The organism is Citrobacter sp. W9 (genome assembly GCF_026719375.1).
Lineage (GTDB): Bacteria > Pseudomonadota > Gammaproteobacteria > Enterobacterales > Enterobacteriaceae > Citrobacter > Citrobacter werkmanii.
Map to the genome: position 1 here is coordinate 12,677 of NZ_JAPPTE010000019.1, position 20,594 is coordinate 33,270.

At 52.2% G+C, this 20,594-nt stretch carries 20 protein-coding genes; 16 read left to right on the forward strand and 4 right to left on the reverse strand.

What is annotated here, in order from left to right; translation table 11 throughout:
• Positions 1–251: 251 nt before the first annotated feature.
• A complete protein-coding gene (ilvC, locus tag OOJ59_RS21685; protein ID WP_160955700.1) occupies positions 252–1,727 on the forward strand; it encodes a ketol-acid reductoisomerase in 1,476 nt (491 codons plus the stop codon).
• A gap of 131 nt (positions 1,728–1,858) precedes the next feature.
• Here the strand turns inward: ilvC and ppiC (OOJ59_RS21690) are convergent, their stop codons facing one another.
• Positions 1,859–2,140 carry a peptidylprolyl isomerase PpiC gene (gene ppiC, locus OOJ59_RS21690; RefSeq protein WP_003017999.1) on the reverse strand — a complete coding sequence of 94 codons (282 nt, stop codon included), beginning with the start codon at positions 2,138–2,140 and terminating at the stop codon, positions 1,859–1,861.
• A gap of 49 nt (positions 2,141–2,189) precedes the next feature.
• Complete coding sequence (gene ppiC, locus OOJ59_RS21695; RefSeq protein ID WP_038634595.1) at positions 2,190–2,471, reverse strand: peptidylprolyl isomerase PpiC; 282 nt, start codon at positions 2,469–2,471, stop codon at positions 2,190–2,192.
• Positions 2,472–2,665: 194 nt separating this feature from the next.
• Between ppiC (OOJ59_RS21695) and OOJ59_RS21700 the strand changes: the two genes are divergently transcribed.
• The 4 genes from OOJ59_RS21700 to rep all read left to right on the forward strand — a co-directional run bounded on the left by OOJ59_RS21700 (position 2,666) and on the right by rep (position 7,001).
• On the forward strand, positions 2,666–3,370 hold the full coding sequence (locus OOJ59_RS21700) for a Crp/Fnr family transcriptional regulator (RefSeq protein ID WP_085049762.1): 705 nt from the start codon (positions 2,666–2,668) through the stop codon (positions 3,368–3,370).
• 25 nt (positions 3,371–3,395) lie between these two features.
• Entirely contained in the window at positions 3,396–4,145 is a 750-nt protein-coding gene (locus OOJ59_RS21705; protein WP_085049763.1) for a nucleoside phosphorylase, read from the forward strand.
• The gene (gene pnuC / locus OOJ59_RS21710; protein ID WP_160955701.1) at positions 4,145–4,873 is read left to right on the forward strand and encodes a nicotinamide riboside transporter PnuC; all 729 of its coding nucleotides are present in this window, start codon (positions 4,145–4,147) and stop codon (positions 4,871–4,873) included. Before OOJ59_RS21705 ends, pnuC begins: the two co-directional genes overlap by 1 nt.
• 103 nt (positions 4,874–4,976) lie before the next feature.
• Positions 4,977–7,001, forward strand: coding sequence for a DNA helicase Rep (gene rep, locus OOJ59_RS21715; RefSeq protein ID WP_085049765.1), 2,025 nt, complete (start codon positions 4,977–4,979; stop codon positions 6,999–7,001).
• Positions 7,002–7,038: 37 nt separating this feature from the next.
• Here the strand turns inward: rep and gppA are convergent, their stop codons facing one another.
• Together gppA and rhlB are read right to left on the reverse strand one after the other, a co-directional pair.
• Entirely contained in the window at positions 7,039–8,520 is a 1,482-nt protein-coding gene (gppA, locus tag OOJ59_RS21720) for a guanosine-5'-triphosphate,3'-diphosphate diphosphatase (RefSeq protein ID WP_160955702.1), read from the reverse strand.
• Positions 8,521–8,656: 136 nt separating this feature from the next.
• Entirely contained in the window at positions 8,657–9,925 is a 1,269-nt protein-coding gene (rhlB, locus tag OOJ59_RS21725; protein ID WP_003829013.1) for an ATP-dependent RNA helicase RhlB, read from the reverse strand.
• Positions 9,926–10,056: 131 nt separating this feature from the next.
• Here rhlB and trxA point away from each other — a divergent pair, with 131 nt between their 5' ends.
• From trxA to rffA, 11 genes are all read left to right on the forward strand, one after another.
• On the forward strand, positions 10,057–10,386 hold the full coding sequence (gene trxA, locus OOJ59_RS21730) for a thioredoxin TrxA (RefSeq protein ID WP_001280776.1): 330 nt from the start codon (positions 10,057–10,059) through the stop codon (positions 10,384–10,386).
• A gap of 158 nt (positions 10,387–10,544) precedes the next feature.
• A complete protein-coding gene (locus tag OOJ59_RS21735; protein WP_110496374.1) occupies positions 10,545–10,646 on the forward strand; it encodes a rho operon leader peptide in 102 nt (33 codons plus the stop codon).
• Between the two features lie 78 nt (positions 10,647–10,724).
• Positions 10,725–11,984, forward strand: a complete 1,260-nt coding sequence (gene rho / locus OOJ59_RS21740; protein WP_002437993.1) for a transcription termination factor Rho — start codon at positions 10,725–10,727, stop codon at positions 11,982–11,984.
• A 202-nt stretch (positions 11,985–12,186) separates the two neighbouring features.
• Positions 12,187–13,317, forward strand: a complete 1,131-nt coding sequence (gene wecA / locus OOJ59_RS21745) for a UDP-N-acetylglucosamine--undecaprenyl-phosphate N-acetylglucosaminephosphotransferase (protein WP_201745949.1) — start codon at positions 12,187–12,189, stop codon at positions 13,315–13,317.
• A gap of 12 nt (positions 13,318–13,329) precedes the next feature.
• Positions 13,330–14,376: an ECA polysaccharide chain length modulation protein gene (gene wzzE / locus OOJ59_RS21750; RefSeq protein WP_160955703.1), complete on the forward strand. Its 1,047-nt coding sequence runs from the start codon at positions 13,330–13,332 to the stop codon at positions 14,374–14,376.
• A gap of 55 nt (positions 14,377–14,431) precedes the next feature.
• Positions 14,432–15,562 (forward strand): non-hydrolyzing UDP-N-acetylglucosamine 2-epimerase, encoded by a 1,131-nt coding sequence (gene wecB, locus OOJ59_RS21755; protein WP_085049769.1) that lies wholly within the window; start codon positions 14,432–14,434, stop codon positions 15,560–15,562.
• Positions 15,559–16,821 carry a UDP-N-acetyl-D-mannosamine dehydrogenase gene (gene wecC, locus OOJ59_RS21760; protein ID WP_087856742.1) on the forward strand — a complete coding sequence of 421 codons (1,263 nt, stop codon included), beginning with the start codon at positions 15,559–15,561 and terminating at the stop codon, positions 16,819–16,821. Before wecB ends, wecC begins: the two co-directional genes overlap by 4 nt.
• Positions 16,821–17,888, forward strand: a complete 1,068-nt coding sequence (gene rffG, locus OOJ59_RS21765) for a dTDP-glucose 4,6-dehydratase (protein WP_137347642.1) — start codon at positions 16,821–16,823, stop codon at positions 17,886–17,888. Before wecC ends, rffG begins: the two co-directional genes overlap by 1 nt.
• A gap of 33 nt (positions 17,889–17,921) precedes the next feature.
• Positions 17,922–18,803, forward strand: coding sequence for a glucose-1-phosphate thymidylyltransferase RfbA (rfbA, locus tag OOJ59_RS21770; protein ID WP_038634554.1), 882 nt, complete (start codon positions 17,922–17,924; stop codon positions 18,801–18,803).
• Entirely contained in the window at positions 18,781–19,458 is a 678-nt protein-coding gene (rffC, locus tag OOJ59_RS21775; RefSeq protein ID WP_038634550.1) for a dTDP-4-amino-4,6-dideoxy-D-galactose acyltransferase, read from the forward strand. The genes rfbA and rffC overlap by 23 nt, the downstream gene beginning before the upstream one ends.
• A 4-nt stretch (positions 19,459–19,462) precedes the next feature.
• Positions 19,463–20,593 carry a dTDP-4-amino-4,6-dideoxygalactose transaminase gene (rffA, locus tag OOJ59_RS21780; RefSeq protein ID WP_069325091.1) on the forward strand — a complete coding sequence of 377 codons (1,131 nt, stop codon included), beginning with the start codon at positions 19,463–19,465 and terminating at the stop codon, positions 20,591–20,593.
• The last annotated feature ends 1 nt before the right edge of the window (position 20,594 follow it).

Sequence of the window (20,594 nt, forward strand, 5' to 3'; positions counted from 1 at the left end):
CAGAACTTGCAACATGACGTTGTGAATATATCAATTTCCGCAATAAATTTCCTGTTGTAATGTGGGTACATTCTCGCTGAAACGCGAACCGAACAATATACTCGTCGTCTTTCAAGTTGCAGATGCGTTGGCTGCGTCAGCTCACCCCAGTCACTTACTTGAGTAAGCTCCTGGGGATTCGCTGCCTTGCCGCCTTCCTGTAACTCGAAATCCATAGAGTAACGACACACAACATCACGGAGTACACCATCATGGCTAACTACTTTAATACACTGAATCTGCGCCAGCAGCTGGCGCAGCTGGGTAAATGCCGCTTTATGGGCCGCGACGAATTCGCCGACGGCGCGAGCTACCTTCAGGGTAAAAAAGTGGTCATCATCGGCTGTGGCGCTCAGGGTCTCAACCAGGGCCTGAACATGCGTGACTCCGGTCTGGATATTTCTTATGCCCTGCGTAAAGAAGCCATTGCTGAGAAGCGTGCTTCCTGGCGTAAAGCGACCGAAAACGGTTTTAAAGTGGGTACTTATGAAGAGCTGATCCCGCAGGCTGACCTGGTGGTTAACCTGACGCCGGACAAACAGCACTCCGACGTGGTGCGTTCCGTACAGCCGCTGATGAAAGATGGCGCGGCGCTGGGCTACTCCCACGGTTTCAACATCGTCGAAGTGGGCGAGCAGATCCGTAAAGACATCACCGTAGTGATGGTGGCGCCGAAGTGTCCGGGTACCGAAGTGCGCGAAGAGTACAAACGTGGTTTCGGTGTTCCGACGCTGATCGCTGTTCACCCGGAAAACGATCCGAAAGGCGAAGGTATGGCGATTGCTAAAGCCTGGGCTGCGGCCACCGGCGGTCACCGTGCGGGTGTACTGGAATCTTCTTTCGTGGCGGAAGTGAAATCTGACCTGATGGGCGAGCAGACCATCCTGTGCGGCATGCTGCAGGCCGGTTCTCTGCTGTGCTTCGACAAGCTGGTGGCAGAAGGCACCGACCCGGCTTACGCCGAAAAACTGATTCAGTTCGGCTGGGAAACCATCACCGAAGCGCTGAAGCAGGGTGGTATCACCCTGATGATGGACCGTCTGTCTAACCCGGCGAAACTGCGTGCTTACGCGCTGTCTGAACAGCTGAAAGAGATCATGGCGCCGCTGTTCCAGAAACACATGGACGACATCATCTCCGGCGAATTCTCTTCCGGCATGATGGCTGACTGGGCCAACGACGATAAGAAACTGCTGACCTGGCGTGAAGAGACCGGCAAAACCGCGTTCGAAACCGCGCCGCAGTATGAAGGTAAAATCGGCGAGCAGGAGTACTTCGATAAAGGCGTGCTGATGATTGCGATGGTGAAAGCGGGCGTTGAGCTGGCGTTCGAAACCATGGTCGATTCCGGCATCATCGAAGAATCTGCTTACTACGAATCACTGCACGAACTGCCGCTGATTGCCAACACCATCGCCCGTAAGCGCCTGTATGAAATGAACGTCGTTATCTCCGATACCGCAGAATACGGTAACTACCTGTTCTCTTACGCTTGCGTACCGCTGCTGAAAGAGTTCATGACCACGCTGCAGGCTGGCGATCTGGGCAAAGCGATTGCCGAAGGCGCGGTAGACAACGCGCAGCTGCGCGACGTGAACGACGCAATTCGCGGTCATGCTATCGAGAAAGTAGGCCAGAAACTGCGTGGCTACATGACTGATATGAAGCGCATTGCAGTAGCTGGATAAGAGGCTGCTGGAATCGCCGGATGGCGGCGTGAACGCCTTATTCGGCCTACAATAAAGTGACCATTATGTAGGCTGGATAAGCGTATCGCCATCCGATAAAAAAGCCCGGTGTTTAAACACCGGGCTTTTTATTAGTTGCGGTACAGCACTTTAATGATGTGGTAACCGAACTGGGTGTGCAGCGGGCCGGTTGGCTCCAGCACCGGGCAGGAGAAGACCACTTTGTCGAACGCCGGCACCATCTGGCCCTGACGGAATTCACCTAAATCGCCGCCGCGTTTGCCCGATGGGCAGATGGAATGCTTCTTCGCCAGTTTGCCGAAGTCGGCGCCGTTTTTAATCTGCTCCAGAAGATCCAGTGCCAGTTTCTCTTCTTTTACAAGGATATGCACTGCTGCTGCTGTTTTTGCCATGATCGTGCCTTCAAAAGGGAATATATAAGGCTGGCGATTTTAGCATGGCTTATCGGCGATACAGCACCTTGATGATGTGATAGCCGAATTTGGTTTTGACCGGCCCGTAAGGTTTAAGCAGTGGGCAGCTAAACACGGCGGCATCAAATGGCCCGACCATCATCCCCTGTTTGAACTCACCCAAATCGCCGCCGTTGCGCCCGGATGGGCAGCGAGAGTAGCGTTTTGCCAGGTGATCGAAGCTAATACCGCGATCCAGCTTGCTCAGGATTTCCAGAGCAAGTTTTTCTTCTTTTACCAGGATGTGCAGGGCTGCCGCGCTCTTAGCCATTATTTTGTTCTCATGTCTCAAAGATATCTCGTTACTTTATCATCCGCCTTCGCCGTGAACATATACTCTTCGCCATCACGGGACAGATGTCTCGCCTGATGTATGGAAGCGAGAGATGAGCGACATTTTTATCTGTCCTGTTCCTTCTTGTCACGGACAGCTGTCCTGTCCCTACCGCTGTGGAGCGAGATAACATGGATACAATGAAAAAACCTGAATTTTCAGTCGGCTGGCTTTCCGGGCTTAGTGATATTGTTCGCGATCCACAGCTTTATGAATTACTGAAATATTGCCCTCTGGAAATCATGCAGCAATGGCGCTTTGAAGAGATCCCGCGTGGAGACTTTATTTGCCGGCAGGGGGAAATATGTCAGCGCTTTTCGCTGATTATTGCTGGCGAAGTGGATGTGTTCTATGAGGCTGAAGATGGACGTCGTTATCGTCAGGCCCGCTACCGGAAAGGCGACATGCTGGGCGAGCTCGAGATCTTTGAGTCACGTCATTACATCTGTTCGGTGGTGGCGGTAGGGCATGTGCAGCTCCTGAGTTTGTCGCAGGAATATTTTTGCCGCTGGCTGGCCTTAGATAACCATTTTAACCAGCGGATGCTGCGCTTCTTTAGTCAGCAATATTATCAGCTGTCAAAAAAGGCCAGCAGCGACAATCTTTACTCGCTGCATCAGCGAGTATGTCAGGCGTTATGGCTGCGTTATCAACAAGATGGCACCAACGCAATCTTGCTGGATAAGCTAAACCTCAGCGAGGAGCTGGCGGCGACGACCCGTAGTATTAATCGTATTTTACATGATCTGAAAGCGTTACAGATTATTGATACCGATGGTGAAAGCATTGTGTTGTTAGTCCCTGAAAAGTTAAAGCAGGAGGCTGATATCGGATAACCGCAAGAGTGAAGGAGGCGCGAGAATGTCGCTGCAACCCCATATCCAGTTAAGCAAGGAGATGACCGGCGCACGCTATGCGCTGCTGCCGGGCGATCCGTTGCGGGTGGACCGCATCGTCAATTTTCTTGATAACCCAGAACTGCTTGGTCAAAACCGGGAGTTTCGCGCCGCGCGAGGTTGGTATAAGGGCGTCGAGATTTTGGTGCTCTCTACCGGGATCGGCGGGCCGTCTACGGCGATTGCCATTGAAGAACTGCGCCAGATCGGCCTAACAACCCTGATTCGTATCGGTAGCTGTGGGGCGTTGCAGGATAATCTTGCGCTCGGTGACGTGATTATCGCCCATGCCGCAGTAACGGATGACGGGACCAGCCGTACCTATGCGCCAGCAGGCTATCCGGCCTGCGCCGACCCGCAGTTAACCTGGGAACTGATGGCGCAGGCTCGCCAGATGAATATCCCCGCCGTGTGCGGCCTGGTGCGTAGCCACGACAGTTTTTATACCGATCGGGAAGCAGAACTGGATGCGCAGTGGTCGGCGCTCGGCGTTCTGGGCGCGGATATGGAGAGCGCCGCTCTGATGACTATCGGCGCGCTGCGAGGGTTACGTACGGCGTCATTACTCAACGTGGTGGTTGCCCACAACGGTTGTCTGGATAGCAGCATCAATGATTATGTCCAACAGGACGCGTTGTGCCAGCAGGGCGAAGAACGGCAAATTGCCCTGGCGCTCCGCGCCATTTATTCCGTCAGCCAGTCAGGAGGTCAGTGATGGACTTTTTTAGCATTAACAATGTGATGGTCAACATTCCTCTCGGCGAAGGCGGGTATGCGCTATCGTGGATTGAAGCCATTGGTACCGTATTTGGTCTGTTATGTATCTGGTGTGCCAGCCGGGAAAAAATCATCAATTACCTGTTTGGCTTGATTAACGTCACGCTGTTTGCCGCGATTTTCTTCCAGATTCAGCTCTATGCCAGCCTGCTGCTGCAGGTGTTTTTCTTCGCCGCTAACATTTACGGCTGGTATGCGTGGAGCCGGCAAAACGAGGCGCAGGAAGCTGCGCTCAAAGTACGTTGGCTTTCCCGCCAGCAAACCCTGGTACTGGGCGGCGTATGCGCGGTGGCGATAGTTCTGATGACGCTGTTTATCGACCCGGTGTTTTCAGCGCTCACCCGCATCATGATTGCCCTGCTGCAGACATTTGGTATGCAGGTCGCTATGCCTGACCTCCAGCCTGATGCTTTCCCGTTCTGGGATTCCACCATGCTGGTATTGTCGATTGCGGCCATGGTGCTGATGACGCGTAAATATGTTGAAAACTGGCTGCTATGGGTACTTATCGATGTTATTAGCGTGGTTATATACGCGGTGCAGGGCGTTTACGCCATGTCGCTTGAGTATGTCCTGCTGACGGCAATCGCGGTGATGGGATCCTACAGCTGGATCAAAAGTGCGCAGCGAAACGGCTATACACCGCTTGCCGCGACGGTCTCCTGATTGACCCGATTTTCTGGCTACCCGCAGAGGTAGCCAGTTACTCTTTCTCCCCCTCTTTCTGCTACAATCCACCTCCCCGTGTTTACAGATTGAGCAATCCTCTATGCGTTTGAACCCCGGACAACAACAAGCCGTCGAATTCGTCACCGGACCTTGCCTGGTGCTGGCGGGAGCTGGTTCCGGTAAGACACGTGTTATCACCAATAAAATCGCGCATCTGATTCGTGAATGTGGCTACCAGGCACGACATATTGCGGCCGTAACCTTTACCAATAAGGCTGCGCGCGAGATGAAAGAGCGCGTGGCGCAAACGCTGGGGCGTAAAGAAGCACGCGGGTTGATGATCTCCACTTTCCACACACTGGGACTGGATGTCATTAAGCGCGAATATGCGGCGCTGGGGATGAAGTCGAACTTCTCGTTGTTTGACGATACCGACCAGGTGGCCCTGCTTAAGGAACTGACCGAAGGGCTAATTGAAGACGACAAGCTTATTCTCCAACAGTTGATCTCGACGATCTCCAACTGGAAAAACGATCTGATGACCCCGGCGCAGGCTGCAGCCAGCGCGAAGGGCGAACGCGATCGTATTTTTGCCCACTGCTACGGTTTGTATGACGCCCATATGAAGGCGTGTAACGTTCTCGATTTTGACGATCTGATCCTGCTCCCGACGCTGCTGCTTCAGCGCAATGAAGAAGTGCGCGAGCGCTGGCAGAATAAAATCCGCTATCTGCTGGTGGATGAATATCAGGACACCAACACCAGTCAGTACGAGCTGGTGAAGTTGCTGGTGGGGAAACGGGCACGCTTCACCGTCGTGGGCGATGACGATCAGTCGATCTACTCTTGGCGCGGCGCGCGTCCGCAGAACCTGGTGCTGCTGAGCAAAGACTTCCCGGACTTGCAGGTGGTTAAACTGGAGCAGAACTACCGCTCCTCCGGGCGCATTCTCAAGGCGGCGAATATTCTCATCGCTAATAACCCGCATGTGTTTGAAAAGCGACTCTTTTCTGAGCTGGGCTATGGTGCGGAGCTTAAGGTATTGAGCGCCAATAATGAAGAGCATGAAGCGGAGCGCGTCACCGGTGAACTGATCGCCCATCACTTCGTCAATAAGACGCAGTATAAGGACTATGCAATTCTGTATCGCGGCAACCATCAGTCGCGGGTGTTTGAAAAATTCCTGATGCAGAACCGCATCCCGTACAAAATTTCCGGCGGTACCTCGTTCTTCTCTCGTCCGGAGATTAAAGACTTGCTGGCCTATCTACGCGTACTCAGCAACCCGGATGACGACAGCGCGTTCCTGCGCATCGTTAATACGCCGAAGCGCGAGATTGGCCCGGCGACGCTGCAGAAATTGGGTGAATGGGCGATGACGCGTAATAAAAGCCTGTTTACCGCCAGTTTTGACATGGGCCTGAGCTCGACGCTGACCGGACGCGGATATGATTCACTGACCCGTTTTACGCACTGGTTGGGTGAAATTCAGCGCCTGGCAGAGCGTGAGCCCGTTGCGGCCGTGCGCGATCTTATCCACGGCATTGATTACGAGTCCTGGCTGTATGAAACCTCGCCGAATCCGAAAGCGGCAGAAATGCGCATGAAGAACGTCAACACGCTGTTTAGCTGGATGACAGAGATGCTGGAAGGCAGCGAGCTGGAAGAGCCAATGACCCTGACCCAGGTGGTTACTCGTTTTACCCTGCGTGACATGATGGAGCGCGGAGAGAGCGAAGAAGAACTGGATCAGGTGCAGTTGATGACGCTGCATGCTTCGAAAGGGCTGGAGTTCCCGTACGTGTTTATGGTGGGAATGGAAGAGGGATTTTTGCCGCACCAGAGCAGCATTGATGAAGACAATATCGATGAAGAGCGTCGTCTGGCTTACGTAGGGATTACCCGCGCACAGAAAGAGCTCATCTTTACCCTGTGCAAAGAACGCCGTCAGTACGGTGAGCTGGTACGCCCGGAACCGAGCCGTTTCCTGTTAGAACTGCCACAGGATGACGTTATCTGGGAACAGGAGCGTAAAGTGGTAAGCGCTGAGGAACGGATGCAAAAAGGGCAGGCCAGTATTGCCAATATTCGGGCGATGATGGCAAAGGCGAAAGCGAAGCCGTAGGCCGGATAAGCGCAAGCGCCTTCCGGCAAATCAACGATTAACGTACTTCCAGCGGCCAGTGGACATAGCTTTGCCACTCGCTTTCCTGATCGATGAGCTCTTTACCTAGCGGGTGATGTTCCAGCCAGCCTTCAGGCAGTATGACCGTCAAGTGCTCATCTCTTGCATCCAGCTGAATTTCCGGCACCAAATCATCGCGGCGACGGCTGGCGAAAATAATCGCCAGACGCAGCAAACGGCAAAGGTGCTCCGCGATGCGCGGTGGCACGGCGTTTTGCTGATGGAGCGAAGAGAGATCGACCGGATTGGTCTGGTTGAGTAACAACGTGGCTAACAGTTTTTTCTGCGCCGGCGTAAAACCTGGAAGATCGAGATTGCGCACCAGATAAGCCGCATGCTGTGGTGCCTGTTTAAAATCAACGCTCAACCCAATTTCATGCAGTTGGCAGGCGCTAATCAGCAGTTCGCGGCTAATTGCTTCCAGATGCCACTTATTTTCGACTTGATCGAGGAATTTGGTTGCTAACATGGCAACGCGATGCGCTTGTTCTGTATCGACCATGAATCGACGCTGAATATTACGTAACGTGCGGCTGCGAATATCCTGATCCACCGCCAGATGTAGCATGCCATAGACCAGCCCTTCGCGTAATGCGCCGCCAGCAAGGGTCATGCACTGAATATTCAGTTCGGTGAAAATGGCAATCAGGATCGCCAGCCCGCTGGGGAAAACCAGCGCACGTTCCAGCGTTAAGCCTTCAATTTCCAGCTCTTCCAGACGGCCACAATGAATGGCTCGCTGCTTTAGCTGCTGAAGTTTCGCCAGCGTGATACGCTCATCCATGCCTTGCGCCATCATGATTTCCTGCAACGCCTGGACGGTACCAGAAGCACCAACGCAGACTTTCCAGCCATGAAAACGCAGTTTGTCAGCGACCGGACGCAGCACTTCGCGCGCAGCCTGCTCGGCCTGGTCGAAGTTTTCCTGCGCCAGATTACGATCGGTAAAATACCGTTCGAGCCAGGTGACGCAGCCCATTGACAGGCTAAACAAGGAAGTCGTTTGTGCGCCGGAGCCGGTAACCAGTTCAGTGCTGGCGCCGCCAATATCAACGACCAGACGCTGATCGGCCCCGCCGGTAGTGTGGGCTACACCCTGATAAATCAGTCGTGCTTCTTCTTCGCCGCTAATGACCTGGACAGGACAGCCGAGGATATCTTGCGCTTTAGCGATAAACTCATCGGCATTTACGGCGATGCGTAATGTTGCCGTGGCGACCACGCGGATTTGCGGTTGAGGTATATCCTGCAGGCGTTCAGCAAACAGGCGAAGACATTGCCAACCGCGCTCCATCGCCTCTGTGGAGAGAACGTAGTCGCTATTGAGTCCAGCGGCCAGACGCACTTTGCGTTTAATACGCGTGAGCGTCTGGATGCTTCCCGCCACCTCGCGTACGACCAGCATATGAAAACTATTGGAGCCGAGATCGATTGCCGCATACAACGAGGTAGAGTTCATACACTTCATCCTTCAACCTGTATCTGTGTTGGCTGCGTTCTCTCACCCGAATCACTTACTTTAGTAAGCTCATCGGGATTCGTTTTCTTGCCGCCTTGATAAAGGCTGAATGATTTTGTGTATGGCATAACTTTTCTTAACCTGAACGACGACGATTACGCGGAGCGCCACCGGTACGACGTGGGCCATTACCTGTGCGCGGGCGCGTCAGGCGCAGCGGCTTCGGCAGATCGGTCATTAGCGCATCCGGGTTGTACTTGCTGACCGGAATCGAGTGGCCGATATAGGTCTCGATTGCAGGTAAATTCAGCGCGTATTCTTCGCAGGCGAGGCTGATAGAGTGACCGCTTGCGCCAGCACGACCCGTACGACCGATACGGTGAACGTAATCTTCACAGTCATCCGGCAGGTCATAGTTAAAGACGTGCGTTACGGCTGGGATATGCAGGCCACGCGCGGCCACGTCAGTCGCAACGAGAATGTCGAGATCGCCACGGGTGAACTCATCCAGGATACGCAGGCGTTTTTTCTGCGCCACGTCACCGGTCAACAGGCCGACGCGATGACCATCCGCAGCGAGGCTGCCCCAGATATCTTCACAACGATGCTTGGTGTTAGCAAAGACGATGGCGCGATCTGGCCACTCTTCTTCAATCAGCGTTTGCAATAAACGCATTTTTTCTTCGTTGGAAGGATAGAAGAGTTCTTCTTTAATGCGGTGACCTGTCTTCTGCTCTGGTTCGACTTCCACATACTCAGCGTTATTCATTTGTTCGAACGCCAGTTCGCGGACGCGATAAGAGAGGGTTGCAGAAAACAGCATGTTCAGACGTTGGGTGGTTGGCGGCATACGACGGAACAGCCAACGGATATCTTTAATAAAGCCCAGATCGTACATACGATCGGCTTCATCCAGCACCACGACCTGAATCGCGCCCAGGTTAATGTGGTTCTGCTTTGCATAGTCAATGAGACGACCGGTGGTGCCGATAAGAATATCGACGCCGCTTTCCAGCACTTTCAGCTGTTTGTCGTAACCGTCGCCGCCATAAGCCAGGCCTAATTTCAGACCGGTGGTCTGTGCCAGCGGCTCGGCATCAGCGTGGATTTGCACGGCTAACTCACGCGTTGGCGCCATAATTAACGCACGCGGTTGGTTCACCTTGCGATCGGCAATCGCGGGATGAGAGAGAAGATAATGAAACGTTGACGTCAGGAACGCCATCGTTTTTCCGGTACCGGTTTGCGCCTGCCCTGCAACATCACGACCTGCCAGCGTTAGCGGCAGCGCGAGGGCCTGAATGGGCGTGCAGTTATGAAACCCTTTATTTTCAAGGGCTTCTATCACCTTTGGGTGCAGGGCGAAGTCGGAAAACTTCTGTTCTGTTAAATGTGTTTTGCTCATAGTGTGGTAGAATATCAGCTTACTATTGCTTTACGAAAGCGTATCCGGTGAAATAAAGTCAACCTTTAGTTGGTTAATGCTACACCAACAGCCTACACCAACACGCCAGGCTTATTCCTGTGGAGTTATATATGAGCGATAAAATTATTCACCTGACTGACGACAGTTTTGACACGGATGTACTCAAAGCGGACGGAGCGATCCTTGTTGATTTCTGGGCAGAGTGGTGCGGTCCGTGCAAAATGATCGCTCCGATTCTGGATGAAATCGCTGACGAATATCAGGGCAAACTGACGGTTGCTAAACTGAACATTGACCAAAACCCAGGCACCGCGCCGAAGTATGGTATTCGTGGTATCCCGACCCTGCTGTTGTTTAAAAACGGCGAAGTAGCGGCGACTAAAGTCGGCGCACTGTCCAAAGGTCAGTTGAAAGAATTCCTCGACGCGAATTTGGCGTAAGGAAGTCTCATGATCGGGCGACCATACTTCGAATTGATTCGGATGACTGGACGCCCGACTTGAGTCGTGCTAAGTTAGTGTTGACTTCGTATTAAACATACCTTATTAAGTTTGAATCTGGTTATATCCCATACTTCCCGTAGTTTCTCGCGCGAGAAGTGGACAGATTCAGGGCCTTATCACTCAATCCGTCTTGTCGTTTCAGTTCTGCGTACTTTCCTGTGACCAGACAGCGAACAGACATGAGTCGATGGCCGTAAACAGGCATGGATGACCCTGCCATACCATTCACAACATTAAGTTCGAGATTTACCCCAAGTTTAAGAACTCACACCATTATGAATCTTACCGAATTAAAGAATACGCCGGTTTCTGAGCTGATCACTCTCGGCGAAAATATGGGCCTTGAAAACCTGGCTCGTATGCGCAAGCAGGACATTATTTTTGCCATCCTGAAGCAGCACGCAAAGAGTGGCGAGGATATCTTTGGTGACGGTGTGCTGGAGATATTGCAGGACGGATTTGGTTTCCTCCGCTCTGCAGACAGCTCCTACCTCGCCGGTCCTGATGACATCTACGTTTCTCCCAGCCAAATCCGCCGTTTCAACCTCCGCACTGGTGATACCATTTCTGGTAAGATTCGCCCGCCGAAAGAAGGTGAACGCTACTTTGCGCTGTTGAAAGTTAACGAAGTTAACTACGACAAACCAGAAAACGCCCGTAACAAAATCCTCTTTGAGAACTTAACCCCGCTGCACGCAAACTCACGTCTGCGTATGGAACGTGGTAATGGTTCTACTGAAGACTTAACGGCGCGCGTACTGGATCTGGCATCGCCGATCGGTCGTGGTCAGCGCGGTCTGATCGTTGCTCCGCCGAAAGCGGGTAAAACCATGCTGCTGCAGAACATCGCGCAGAGCATTGCTTACAATCATCCAGACTGTGTGCTGATGGTGCTGCTGATTGACGAACGTCCGGAAGAAGTAACCGAGATGCAGCGTCTGGTGAAAGGTGAAGTTGTTGCGTCTACTTTTGACGAACCCGCCTCTCGTCACGTTCAGGTTGCGGAAATGGTCATCGAGAAGGCGAAGCGTCTGGTTGAACACAAGAAAGACGTTATCATTCTGCTTGACTCCATCACCCGTCTGGCGCGTGCTTATAACACCGTAGTTCCGGCTTCCGGTAAAGTTCTGACTGGTGGTGTGGACGCTAACGCCCTGCACCGTCCGAAACGTTTCTTCGGTGCTGCGCGTAACGTGGAAGAGGGCGGCAGCCTGACCATCATCGCGACTGCGCTGATCGATACCGGCTCTAAAATGGATGAAGTTATCTACGAAGAGTTTAAAGGTACCGGCAACATGGAACTGCACCTCTCTCGTAAGATTGCTGAAAAACGCGTCTTCCCGGCTATCGACTACAACCGTTCCGGTACCCGTAAAGAAGAGCTGCTCACCACCCAGGAAGAGCTGCAGAAAATGTGGATCCTGCGCAAAATTATCCATCCGATGGGTGAAATCGACGCGATGGAATTCCTCATTAATAAGCTGGCGATGACCAAGACCAACGACGACTTCTTCGATATGATGAAGCGTTCCTGATTCTGGCATCATCTGAAAACGCCACGTTTTTACGTGGCGTTTTGCTTTTACGATTCATCCTAATGTTTGGTCAGATAAAATTGTCAATATTATCGGCGTCATGGATTGTCACAATGTGCGGCATGACCTACAAGAGGTAGGAAGTGTAATGTTTTAGCTGCTCTCTTCAAGGGGGCGTCTTAACGCATTATACTTTAAGGAAATGATATATGCTGAGAACACATACACTGTGAATCTACTCGCTGCTTTCTCTGAGCTAGTTAGTATTTTTTTATTCACAACCATTTTTATTTTTTTGGCGCGAAAAGTAGCCATAAAAATAGGTTTAGTGGATAAGCCAAACTTCCGCAAACGTCACCAAGGGATTATTCCTTTAGTGGGCGGGATTTCTGTGTTTGCAGGGATCAATTTTATGTTTGGTCTTTCGGATTATTACATTCCCCATGCCTCGTTATACCTCTTTTGTGCAAGTGTGCTGGTGTTTGTTGGCGCGCTTGACGATCGTTTTGATATCAGCGTAAAAATTCGGGCAGTCGTTCAGGCGGCGATTGCTATTGTGATGATGGTAAAAGGTGAGCTTTACCTAAGTAGCCTGGGGTATATTTTTGGCCCGTGGGAGTTGTTGTTGGGTCCCTTTGGTTATTTTCTCACCCTTTTTGCCGTCTGGGCGGCGATTAACGCCTTTAATATGGTTGATGGCATTGATGGCTTGTTAGGCGGGCTATCCAGCGTCTCATTCGCCGCGATGGGGTTTATCCTGTGGTTCGATGGTCAGACAAGCCTGGCTATCTGGTGTTTTGCCATGATTGCCGCCATCCTGCCTTACATCATGCTGAATCTGGGCATTCTTGGACGCCGCTATAAAGTCTTTATGGGCGATGCGGGGAGTACGCTGATTGGCTTTACAGTCATTTGGATCCTGCTGGAGACCACACAAGGTGCAACACACCCTATTAGCCCGGTCACTGCACTGTGGATTATCGCCATTCCGTTAATGGATATGGTGGCGATTATGTATCGTCGTTTACGTAAAGGCATGAGTCCTTTCTCTGCAGATCGCCAGCATATTCATCATTTAGTGATGCGCGCAGGGTTTACTTCCCGACAGGCATTTGTTCTGATCACGCTGGCTGCAGCGATTCTGGCCTCTATCGGCGTACTGGCTGAATATTTTCGTTTAGTCCCTGAATGGGCCATGTTGGTGCTCTTTTTACTGGCATTCGGTCTTTACGGTTACTGTATTAAGCGGGCATGGAAGGTGGCGAGATTTATTAAGCGTGTTAAGCGCAGGCTGCGAAGGCACCGCGAAGGCAAACCAAACTTAACCAAGTGAATTGAGGATGCGATGACACAACCATTACCGGGGGAACACGCCGTGAGCGCAGAAAATGAACTGGATATCCGTGGGTTGTTTCGTGCCTTATGGGCAGGGAAAGTGTGGATTATTGGTATCGCGCTTGCCTTTGCGATAGTCGCTCTCGCCTATACATTTTTTGCACGTCAGGAGTGGAGTGCTACGGCGATTTCAGACAAGCCAACGGTTAATATGTTGGGCGGTTACTACTCTCAACAGCAGTTTTTGCGTAACCTGGATATTAAGGCCAGCCTCGCATCTGCGGACCAGCCGTCGGTAATGGACGAAGCCTATAAAGAATTCATCATGCAGCTCGCCTCCTGGGATACGCGTCGTGAATTCTGGCAGCAGACTGATTACTATAAGCAGCGTATGGTGGGTAACAGTAAAGCCGATGCGGCGATGCTGGATGAACTGATTGGTAACATCCAGTTTATGCCTGGCGATGCGTTACGTAATACCAATGACAGTGTGAAGCTGATTGCGGAGACGGCTCCTGATGCCAACAATCTACTGCGTCAGTACGTCGCCTTTGCCAGTCAGCGCGCGGCGCATCATCTGAACGAAGAGTTAAAAGGGGCCTGGGCTGCACGCACTGTGCAGATGAAGGCGCAGGTTAAACGCCAGGAAGAAGTTGCGAAATCACTATTCTCCCGCCGTGTTCACAACATTGAGCAGGCACTCAAAATTGCCGAACAGCATAACATTTCGCGTACCTCCACTGATGTTCCTGCTGATGAGTTGCCGGATTCTGAACTGTTCTTACTTGGACGTCCTATGCTGCAGGCGCGACTTGAAAACTTGCAGTCTGTTGGTCCGGACTTTGATCTGGACTACTTCCAAAACCGAGCCATGCTGAACACACTGAACGTTGGGCCAACTCTGGATCCGCGTTTTCAGACCTATCGTTATCTGCGTACGCCGGAAGAGCCGGTAAAACGTGACAGCCCTCGCCGTGCCTTCCTGATGATTATGTGGAGCATTGTTGGGGCTCTGATTGGTGCTGGCGTCGCGTTAACCCGTCGCCGCGCGATTTAGCAATACCGTTGCAGTGAGGGGCTGGGCCCTTACTGCCAATCCGAAGAGAATCGATGTGAAAGTACTGACTGTATTTGGCACGCGACCGGAGGCTATAAAAATGGCACCTCTGGTTCATGCGTTGGCAAAAGATCCTGATTTTGAGGCAAAAGTTTGCGTCACAGCGCAGCATCGGGAGATGCTCGATCAGGTGTTGAACCTCTTTTCCATAGTACCTGACTACGATCTCAATATTATGCAGCCAGGTCAGGGGCTAACAGAAATTACCTGCCGAATTCTTGAAGGGTTAAAGCCAATTCTGGCTGATTTCAAACCTGATGTGGTGCTGGTTCACGGTGATACCACGACCACTATTGCTACCAGTTTGGCTGCGTTCTATCAGCGCATCCCGGTGGGGCATGTCGAGGCGGGGTTACGTACTGGCGATCTTTACTCTCCCTGGCCGGAAGAGGCGAACCGTACGCTTACCGGGCGTCTGGCTATGTATCATTTTGCGCCGACAGAAAACTCGCGGCAGAATTTGTTACGGGAAGCTATTCCTGATAATCGTATTTTCGTCACCGGCAATACGGTTATTGATGCGTTGATCTGGGTACGCGACCGCGTACTGGCGAGTGATGCATTGCGGGCTGAACTGGCAGAACATTACCCTTTCCTCGACGCTAATAAAAAGATGATACTGGTGACCGGTCATCGTCGGGAAAGCTTCGGTCGCGGCTTTGAAAACATTTGCCACGCGCTGGCGGAAATTGCCGCGGCTAATCAGAATGTGCAGATTGTCTATCCGGTACACCTGAATCCTAACGTCAGCGAGCCGGTCAACCGCATCCTGGGGCACGTTGAAAACGTGATTCTGATTGAACCGCAGGACTACATGCCGTTTGTCTGGCTGATGAATCACGCCTGGCTGATCCTGACCGATTCCGGCGGGATTCAGGAAGAAGCCCCATCCCTGGGGAAACCTGTGCTGGTGATGCGTGAAACAACGGAACGGCCTGAAGCTATTACCGCAGGCACTGTACGCCTGGTGGGGACTGACCCCCAGCGTATCGTAGAAGAGGTCACGCGTTTGCTGCATGACGACAATGAATATCAGACCATGAGCCGTGCCCATAACCCATATGGTGACGGGCTGGCGTGTGGCCGCATTTTACACGCGTTAAAAAATAATCGGGTATCGCTATGAGTTTTACGACCATTTCTGTCATTGGGCTGGGTTATATCGGACTGCCAACGGCGGCTGCCTTTGCTTCCCGTCAAAAACATGTAATTGGCGTAGATGTAAATCAACATGCAGTGGATACCATTAATCGCGGCGAAATTCACATCGTTGAGCCCGATCTGGCCGCTGTAGTGAAAACGGCGGTCGAAAACGGATTTCTTCGTGCAACCACCACTCCCGTAGACGCTGATGCGTATCTGATTGCTGTGCCTACCCCGTTCAAGGGAGAGCATGAACCCGATATGGTCTACGTTGAAGCTGCGGCGAAGTCTCTTGCGCCGGTGCTGAAAAAAGGCGCATTAGTGATACTTGAATCGACTTCACCGGTCGGGGCAACTGAACAGATGGCCGCATGGCTTGCAGAAATGCGGCCTGATCTGACTTTCCCGCAGCAGGTCGGTGAAGAGGCCGATGTGAATATTGCGTATTGTCCGGAGCGCGTGCTGCCAGGCCAGGTCATGGTCGAACTGATTAAAAACGACCGCGTGATCGGCGGGATGACCGCCGTCTGCTCCGCGCGTGCCAGTGAGTTGTATAACATCTTCCTTGAGGGCGAATGTGTCGTGACCAACGCCCGCACCGCGGAAATGTGCAAGCTGACTGAGAATAGCTTCCGCGACGTTAATATCGCCTTTGCGAATGAATTATCGCTAATTTGCGCCGATCAGGGGATTAACGTCTGGGAACTGATTCGCCTGGCAAACCGTCATCCGCGAGTCAATATTCTGCAACCAGGACCTGGCGTTGGTGGACACTGTATCGCGGTCGATCCGTGGTTTATCGTGGCACAGAACCCGCAGCAGGCGAAACTGATCCGTACCGCACGCGAAGTTAATGATGGTAAGCCTCATTGGGTCGTCGAGCGGGTAAAAGCCGCTGTGGCCGACTGTCTGGCAGATACCAACAAACGGGCCAGTGAAGTGAAAATCGCCTGCTTTGGTTTGGCTTTTAAACCGAATATTGATGATTTACGTGAAAGCCCGGCGATGGGAATTGCGCAGAGTATCGCGCATTGGCACAAAGGTGAAATGCTGGTGGTGGAACCGAATATCCATCAACTGCCGAAAAAACTGGACGGCATTTGCCAACTGGCGACATTGGACGATGCGCTGGCAAGCGCCGATGTGCTGGTCATGCTGGTCGACCATAATGAATTTAAAGCCATTAAAGGCGATGCGGTTCTTCAGCAGTACATCGTTGATACCAAAGGGGTCTGGCGCTAATGAAACGAATTCTGGTTACCGGTGGCGCGGGGTTTATCGGCTCGGCGGTTGTACGCCATATTATTCAAGAGACCCAGGATGCGGTGGTTGTGGTCGATAAGCTGACCTATGCCGGAAACCTGATGTCGCTGACGCCGGTTGCACAGAATGACCGTTTTGCCTTTGAGAAAGTGGATATCTGCGATCGGGCATCGCTCGACAAGGTGTTTCAACACTACCAGCCAGACTGCGTGATGCATCTGGCGGCAGAAAGCCATGTCGATCGCTCCATTGATGGTCCGGCTGCTTTTATCGAAACCAACATTGTGGGCACCTACACGCTGTTGGAAGCGGCACGCGCTTACTGGAGTGCATTGGCCAGCGAGAAAAAATCGGCGTTTCGCTTCCACCATATCTCAACTGATGAGGTGTATGGCGATCTCCATTCGACAGATGATTTCTTTACTGAAAGCACGCCTTATGCGCCGAGTAGCCCTTATTCCGCGTCGAAAGCCAGCAGCGATCATCTGGTACGCGCGTGGTTGCGAACCTATGGCCTGCCAACGCTCATTACCAACTGCTCTAACAACTATGGCCCCTACCATTTCCCGGAAAAACTCATCCCGCTGATGATCCTCAACGCATTGGCTGGGAAACCGCTGCCGGTATACGGCAATGGGCAACAGATCCGCGACTGGTTGTATGTAGAAGATCATGCCAGGGCGCTCTATTGCGTGGCGACAACGGGCGCGATTGGGGAAACCTATAATATTGGTGGTCACAATGAGCGTAAAAACCTGGACGTTGTCGAAACGGTTTGCAGCCTGTTGGAAGAGCTGGCGCCGCAAAAACCACAAGGCATTGCACAGTACCGAGACTTGATCACTTTTGTTGACGATCGCCCGGGTCATGATGTGCGGTATGCCATTGACGCGTCGAAAATTGCGCGTGAATTAGGCTGGATACCGCAGGAAACGTTTGAAAGCGGAATGCGCAAAACCGTGCAGTGGTATCTGGATAATCAGGCATGGTGGAAACCCGTGCAGGATGGCAGCTATCAGGGTGAACGTTTAGGTCTGAAGGGCTAACAGCCTGGTTTTGGCTCCCGGAGGAGACAACGCATGAAAGGTATCATTCTGGCGGGCGGTTCAGGTACTCGCCTGTATCCCATTACGCGTGGCGTATCGAAGCAGCTATTGCCTATTTACGATAAGCCGATGATTTACTACCCGCTATCAGTGCTAATGCTGGCGGGGATTCGCGAAATTCTGATTATTACCACGCCGGAAGATAAAGGTTATTTCCAGCGTTTGTTAGGCGATGGCTCTGAGTTCGGCATTGAATTGCACTATGCCGAGCAACCCAGCCCGGATGGATTAGCGCAGGCATTTATCATTGGTGAAACGTTCCTTAACGGTGAACCGTCATGTCTGGTATTAGGGGATAATATCTTCTTTGGTCAGGGCTTCAGTCCAAAACTACGTCATGTAGCCGCTCGCACAGAAGGTGCGACGGTGTTTGGTTACCAGGTCATGGATCCTGAACGTTTTGGTGTTGTGGAGTTTGACGACAATTTTCGCGCTATCTCTCTGGAAGAGAAGCCGAAAGCACCGAAATCTAACTGGGCGGTAACAGGGCTCTATTTCTATGACAGTAAAGTGGTGGAATACGCAAAACGCGTGAAACCTTCTGAGCGTGGAGAACTGGAGATTACGTCGATCAACCAGATGTATCTTGATGATGGGCATCTGACGGTGGAATTGCTTGGACGTGGCTTTGCCTGGCTGGATACCGGTACGCATGACAGTCTGATCGAAGCGAGTACTTTTGTGCAGACGGTAGAAAAACGTCAGGGTTTTAAAATAGCCTGTCTGGAAGAGATCGCCTGGCGTAACGGTTGGCTGGATGATGAAGGCGTGAAACGTGCCGCCAGCTCGCTGGCTAAAACGGGCTATGGCCAATATTTGCTGGAGCTGCTCCGTGCTCGTCCGCGCCAGTATTGAGCCGCTTAGCTGGGAAAATACGTTTTTTGGCGTGAATAGCGCCATTATACGTTTTGACCAACACGCGCCGGTTCTGACGGTGGATGCGTTACGTCCCTGGTCGCGGGTACAGGCAAAAATTGCTGCCGCAAATACCCATGAATTGGATGCCTTGCAGCGGTTGGGTTTCTCACTGGTCGAAGGCGAAGTGGATTTTGTACTGCCAGTGACGTGTGCCAGCGGCAACTCTGACGCGCAGATCGCGCAAACTACGGATATCCCGGCATTACGCTGCCTGGCAGAACAGGCATTCGCGCAAAGCCGTTTTCGCGCCCCGTGGTATGCCGCAGATGCCAGTTCGCGTTTTTATGCGCAGTGGATTGAAAATGCGGTGCTGGGGACGTTCGATCATCAATGCCTCGTTTTACGCACGCCGACAGGTGAAATTCGTGGTTATGTCTCGCTGCGCGAACTGAATGCGACCGAGGCGCGAATAGGCCTACTGGCTGGGCGTGGTGCGGGTGAAGAACTAATGCTGGCTGCGCTTTGCTGGGCGCAGGCCCGCGGTAAAACAATATTGCGCGTGGCAACCCAAATGGGTAACACCGCCGCGCTTAAACGTTACATACACAGTGGTGCGAATGTGGAAAGCACCGCGTATTGGTTATACAGGTGACACGATGATTCCATTTAATGCACCGCCGGTGGTGGGAACTGAACTCGATTACATGCAGTCTGCGATGAACAGCGGCAAACTGTGTGGCGACGGCGGCTTTACCCGTCGCTGTCAGCAGTGGCTGGAGCAGCATTTTGGCAGCGAGAAAGTTCTGTTGACGCCATCTTGTACCGCATCGCTTGAGATGGCGGCATTGCTGTTGGACATTCAGCCCGGCGATGAAATCATCATGCCGAGCTACACATTTGTCTCCACGGCTAACGCATTCGTTTTACGCGGGGCGAAAATCGTCTTTGTTGATATCCGTCCGGATACCATGAACATTGACGAAACGCTGATTGAAGCGGCGATCACCGACAAAACCCGCGCTATTGTGCCGGTACATTACGCGGGCGTGGCCTGCGAAATGGATACCATTATGGCGCTGGCCAGCAAACATAACCTGTATGTGGTCGAAGATGCGGCTCAGGGCGTGATGTCGACCTACAAAGGCCGGGCGCTGGGGACAATTGGTCACATCGGCTGCTTTAGCTTCCATGAGACTAAAAACTATACCGCAGGCGGTGAAGGCGGCGCGACGCTGATCAATGATAAAAAATTAGTCGAACGTGCGGAGATTATTCGTGAAAAAGGGACAAACCGTAGTCAATTTTTCCGTGGCCAGGTAGATAAGTATACCTGGCGCGATATCGGCTCCAGCTATCTGATGTCCGATCTGCAGGCTGCCTATTTGTGGGCGCAACTGGAAGCGGCCGACCGTATTAACCAGCAGCGTCTGGCGCTGTGGCAGAATTACTATGATGCCCTCGAACCGCTGGCGCGTGCCGGACGTATTGAGCTGCCTGCTGTCCCGGAAAACTGCGTGCAGAATGCCCATATGTTTTATATCAAGCTGCGCGATATCGACGATCGCACCGCGTTGATTAATTTCCTCAAAGAAGCCGAAATTATGGCGGTGTTCCACTATATTCCGCTGCATGATTGCCCGGCTGGCGATAAATTTGGCGAGTTTGCCGGTGTTGATCGTTACACCACCAAAGAGAGCGAGCGTCTGCTGCGTTTACCGCTGTTCTATAACCTGTCACCGGTTAACCAGCGAACGGTAATCTCGACCTTACTCAATTACTTCTCCTGAT

Coding starts and splice junctions, on each gene's coding strand:
- trxA (WP_001280776.1), top strand. CDS start 10,057: ATGAGCGATAAAATTATTCACCTGACTGACGACAGTTTTGACACGGAT.
- wecA (WP_201745949.1), top strand. CDS start 12,187: ATGATATATGCTGAGAACACATACACTGTGAATCTACTCGCTGCTTTC.
- gppA (WP_160955702.1), bottom strand. CDS start 8,520: ATGAACTCTACCTCGTTGTATGCGGCAATCGATCTCGGCTCCAATAGT.
- pnuC (WP_160955701.1), top strand. CDS start 4,145: ATGGACTTTTTTAGCATTAACAATGTGATGGTCAACATTCCTCTCGGC.
- rhlB (WP_003829013.1), bottom strand. CDS start 9,925: ATGAGCAAAACACATTTAACAGAACAGAAGTTTTCCGACTTCGCCCTG.
- rffA (WP_069325091.1), top strand. CDS start 19,463: ATGATTCCATTTAATGCACCGCCGGTGGTGGGAACTGAACTCGATTAC.
- rfbA (WP_038634554.1), top strand. CDS start 17,922: ATGAAAGGTATCATTCTGGCGGGCGGTTCAGGTACTCGCCTGTATCCC.
- OOJ59_RS21705 (WP_085049763.1), top strand. CDS start 3,396: ATGTCGCTGCAACCCCATATCCAGTTAAGCAAGGAGATGACCGGCGCA.
- ppiC (WP_003017999.1), bottom strand. CDS start 2,140: ATGGCAAAAACAGCAGCAGCAGTGCATATCCTTGTAAAAGAAGAGAAA.
- ilvC (WP_160955700.1), top strand. CDS start 252: ATGGCTAACTACTTTAATACACTGAATCTGCGCCAGCAGCTGGCGCAG.
- wecC (WP_087856742.1), top strand. CDS start 15,559: ATGAGTTTTACGACCATTTCTGTCATTGGGCTGGGTTATATCGGACTG.
- wzzE (WP_160955703.1), top strand. CDS start 13,330: ATGACACAACCATTACCGGGGGAACACGCCGTGAGCGCAGAAAATGAA.
- ppiC (WP_038634595.1), bottom strand. CDS start 2,471: ATGGCTAAGAGCGCGGCAGCCCTGCACATCCTGGTAAAAGAAGAAAAA.
- rffG (WP_137347642.1), top strand. CDS start 16,821: ATGAAACGAATTCTGGTTACCGGTGGCGCGGGGTTTATCGGCTCGGCG.
- OOJ59_RS21700 (WP_085049762.1), top strand. CDS start 2,666: ATGGATACAATGAAAAAACCTGAATTTTCAGTCGGCTGGCTTTCCGGG.
- rep (WP_085049765.1), top strand. CDS start 4,977: ATGCGTTTGAACCCCGGACAACAACAAGCCGTCGAATTCGTCACCGGA.
- rho (WP_002437993.1), top strand. CDS start 10,725: ATGAATCTTACCGAATTAAAGAATACGCCGGTTTCTGAGCTGATCACT.